The organism is Streptococcus sp. GMD4S (genome assembly GCF_000296955.1).
The window spans coordinates 1-1,178 of record NZ_AJRE01000251.1; the positions used below are offsets into that span (position 1 = coordinate 1).

At 33.0% G+C, this 1,178-nt stretch carries 1 protein-coding gene and 1 tRNA gene; both read left to right on the forward strand.

All coding sequences use genetic code 11. From position 1 onward, the window contains the following. Positions 1-241 precede the first annotated feature (241 nt). A tRNA-Thr gene (locus tag GMD4S_RS09105) sits at positions 242-314 on the forward strand. A gap of 297 nt (positions 315-611) precedes the next feature. Further along, the coding region (locus GMD4S_RS09110; protein ID WP_001034383.1) for a DUF6287 domain-containing protein at positions 612-1,178 on the forward strand (567 nt) is incomplete at its 3' end.

The following is a 1,178-nucleotide window of genomic DNA, read 5'->3' on the forward strand; positions in this document are numbered from 1 at the left end:
GAAAAAATAAAGATTAAGACAAAAGCTATAGAAAAAATGGTTTATGTACTGAGATTAGATAGTGAGGTGATGACATAGTTTTGTGAAAATATTGATTTATAAATATATTATTTAGATTTCTATGAAAATGGGAGATTTAATAGAGATATATGTAAAAGCCTTGTCTCAGGACAGGCTTTTTCTAATGGAGATAAAAATTTCTTGACATCTATTCTCAGAGTGCTATACTAAAAGGGTAATCGCCGATTTAGCTCAGTTGGTAGAGCAACGCACTCGTAACGCGTAGGTCACAGGTTCAAGCCCTGCAATCGGCAGAATCAAGAAGTCCAAACGGGCTTCTTTTTTTGTAAATATAGGAAAGGTGGAACGTTTGAGATAGGTTCTATTTAACGTCAGAAACTCCTACTTATAAATTAAAACTAAAATTTATATTTTGTGGTATAATGTATTGTAATAAATACTTGTTTTGATACCAATCTAGAGATATTTTGATAGTTATTTATTCTAGAAATTTTTGCTTGGATTTTTTTTTAAAAGTCATAAAAGTTCATGGATAGTAACGAATGAAGTATCGTAAGCTTGCCTGAATATCAATCAAAAAGGAGAAAATTATGAATAAGAAAGAACGGGAAAAACAATTTGAAGAGATCAATGGACCTAAGCGGTCTGAATCAAAGTCGGCTCCGAATAAAAATATAAAAATCTATATTGGCATAGCACTCTCTGTTTTAGTCACTCTCATCTTGGTAAGTATTTTCTCATATCTTCTGATTGGAAAGAAAGAGTCAAATCAAACATCGTCTGCTGTTTCAACTACAGAGTCAACAAGTAAATCGTCTACAAGCCAAGGAAAAACAGATGAGACTGATAAGGATAAACAAGAGGAAATTCAAAAACTCAAGGATCAACTGACTGCTTTAGATACCAAAATTACGGAAGCAGAAGCACTTGTTAGCAAGTTGAAGAAAGAAACTGCTGTTCCAAAACTAGATATTGAAGCAATCAAGAACAATGATTTGTCTAGTTTAGAAGGTACTTGGCGTAGTCAATCTGGTAATGAATACATTATTAATGATTCTGGAGAGGTACGTGCGACTTGGTTTACAAATGATCAAAAGTACGAATCTGTAGTTGGATTAAAGGTATCAAAAGGTCAAGATAGTCGTAACCCTGAGACA